This is a genomic window from Actinosynnema sp. NPDC059797, from assembly GCF_042732085.1.
In the GTDB taxonomy this organism is placed as follows: domain Bacteria; phylum Actinomycetota; class Actinomycetes; order Mycobacteriales; family Pseudonocardiaceae; genus Actinosynnema.
The window spans coordinates 1-2,153 of the sequence record NZ_JBHWIE010000661.1 but is presented as its reverse complement, the minus strand read 5'-3'; the positions used below and the strand labels follow the sequence as shown (position 1 = coordinate 2,153).

General features: G+C 75.6%; 4 protein-coding genes. 2 read left to right on the top strand and 2 right to left on the bottom strand.

Features of this window, described 5'->3' with window-relative positions:
* The first annotated feature begins 137 nt into the window (after nucleotides 1–137).
* Both ACFV4N_RS43065 and ACFV4N_RS43060 read left to right on the top strand, forming a co-directional pair.
* Nucleotides 138–560 (top strand): hypothetical protein, encoded by a 423-nt coding sequence (locus tag ACFV4N_RS43065; RefSeq protein ID WP_499678473.1) that lies wholly within the window; start codon nucleotides 138–140, stop codon nucleotides 558–560.
* A gap of 43 nt (nucleotides 561–603) precedes the next feature.
* Nucleotides 604–1,287 carry a helix-turn-helix transcriptional regulator gene (locus ACFV4N_RS43060; protein ID WP_499678472.1) on the top strand — a complete coding sequence of 228 codons (684 nt, stop codon included), beginning with the start codon at nucleotides 604–606 and terminating at the stop codon, nucleotides 1,285–1,287.
* Between the two features lie 30 nt (nucleotides 1,288–1,317).
* Here ACFV4N_RS43060 and ACFV4N_RS43055 read toward each other — a convergent pair whose 3' ends face one another.
* Nucleotides 1,318–1,680 carry a hypothetical protein gene (locus ACFV4N_RS43055; protein ID WP_499678471.1) on the bottom strand — a complete coding sequence of 121 codons (363 nt, stop codon included), beginning with the start codon at nucleotides 1,678–1,680 and terminating at the stop codon, nucleotides 1,318–1,320.
* A gap of 81 nt (nucleotides 1,681–1,761) precedes the next feature.
* Entirely contained in the window at nucleotides 1,762–2,118 is a 357-nt protein-coding gene (locus ACFV4N_RS43050) for a MerR family transcriptional regulator (RefSeq protein WP_499678470.1), read from the bottom strand.
* Between the last annotated feature and the right edge of the window lie 35 nt (nucleotides 2,119–2,153).

Here is a 2,153-nt window from a genome sequence, read left to right as displayed (position 1 = left end):
TTCGAGGCCACGCCCGAGCGGCTCCGCTTCGAGGTGACCGTGCCCGAGTCGTGACGCGGGCGGACCCCGGCCTTTCCCGGCGGGGGTCCCGCCTGCGCTCGGGACCGGTCCCGAGGGGTGGCTGCCACAGTGCCGCCATGCGCTCAACGATGTTCGCCGCGGCGTCCCTGTTCGTGCTCGCGCTGACCGGGTGCGGCTCGGACGACCCGTCCGCGGCCACGACGACGACCACGGCCCCGACCACCACGACGACGACCACGACCACCACCACCACCACGACCACCACGACCGTCCCGGTGCCGGAGGTGGCCGCCGACGGGACGAACCTCCAGGCGTGCGAGGACGGCGCGTGCGAGGTCGAGGTCAAGTCCGGCGACCTGCTCTCCGTCAGGGGTGAGCAGATCACGGTGGTGAGCGTCGGCCCCGGGGGCGCGACGTTCGTGCTGCCGTCCGGCATGACGGCCACGGTGGGCGGCACCGGCACGATCAGCACCGCCGGCGGGACCACGGTGGACATCCTCCGCAACAACGGCACGACGGTGATGGTCAGGGTTTCCTGATCGCGCCGGTGCGCCGCGCGCCAGGGGTGGGGGAGGAGTGGACGTGGTCGTGGAGCTGGACGGGGGTGGCGGGATGAGCGGGACCGGGGTGGTCGTCGGTGCGGCCCACCGGCGGGGGCGCGGCGCGAGCGGGGGTGCGCCCGCGGCGAGCGGGGCGCTCGTGCTGCCGACGGGGGTGGACGCGCTGCTGGCGCGGGCGCGGTCCGAGGTGGTGGTGATGTCCACCGGCGGCCTGCGGCTGCGCCGGGTCGACCAGGAGAACCTGCGGCGCGGCGTGCGCTACCGGGTGCTGCTGCCCGACGCGCGGCGGTCCTCGGCGTTGGCGTCGGCGCGCGCCGACGTGCGCACGGTGGCCCAGGTGCCGATGGACGCCGTGGTGGTCGACGGGGTGGCGGCCGTGCTGCCCGACGGGCGCGGCGCGGCGGTGTTCCGGCTGCCCGGCGTGGTGCGGGCCGCGGTCGAGCTGTTCGAGCGGGTGTGGCCGGAGGCGGTGCCGCTGTTCGCGGCGGCCGGGTCGCCGTGCGGGTTGTCGCCGCGCGAGCGGGAGCTGCTGACGCTGCTGTTCGAGGGCAGCACGGACGAGGCGGCGGCGGCCCGGCTGGGCGTGTCGGTGCGCACGGTGCGGCGGCTGGTCGCCGACCTCATGAACCGGCTCGGCGCGCGCAGCAGGTTCCAGGCGGGCGCCAAGGCCGCCGACCGGGGCTGGCTGCTGCGCGGCACGGGGTGACCGCGGGTGCCGGATGACCGCGGGTGCCGGTCACCCGATCCGACCGCGGAACCACTCGTTGCCGTCCGGGCGGCTCTGGAGCACGGCGGCGGGCACGACCAGCAGCGCGGGCCACAGGAAGAGGCAGGTGGCGACCCCGACCCGCAGCAGCTCGGCCCGCACGTCCACGCCCGCGCGCAGCCACCGGCCGCGCCGCCACGTGTAGACGCCGGCCAGGGGCAGCAGCGCGGAGATCGCGATCTGCACGAGGCTGCCGTACGCCAGCATCTGCAGCAGCAGAGCGCTGCCCAGCACGACCAGCGTCACGCCGTGCGCCACCCACAGCCCACCCGCGACGCGCACGGTGCCCGGCGGGCGCGATCCGTTCGACCCCGGTGCGTTCGTCCTGTCCACGCCACGACGATGGCAGCCGGCCGCGCCGGTTCACCGGGGTTGGCCGGTTGGTGCCACGGCGGGCCGACGTGCCCGGTCGGGTCACACGCCCCGCAGCGGTGGGTACTCCTGCTCGGGCGGTGGCGAGAGCTTCTTGTTCAGGTCACGTGCTTCCCGGAGCTGGTCCTCCAGGGTGACGATGCGGCACGCGGCGTCCAGCCCGGTGCCCTGGTCGACGAGTTCCCGGACGCGGGCGGCGATGCGCAGCTGGTGGCGGGAGTAGCGGCGGTGCCCGCCCCGCGAGCGCTGGGGCTCGATCAGCTTCGCCTCGTCCAGGCTGCGCAGGAACCCCGGCGTGGTGCCGAGCATCTCCGCGGCCCTGCCCATCGTGTAGGCGGGGTAGTGGTCGTCGTCGAACTTGTCAGCCGCGGCGCGCGGCTCGTCTCTTTCAGGGGGCACTGCACCTCCACGTCACGAGGGGCCCGGTGCCGAAC

Coding starts and splice junctions, on each gene's coding strand:
- ACFV4N_RS43065 (WP_499678473.1), top strand. CDS start 138: ATGCGCTCAACGATGTTCGCCGCGGCGTCCCTGTTCGTGCTCGCGCTG.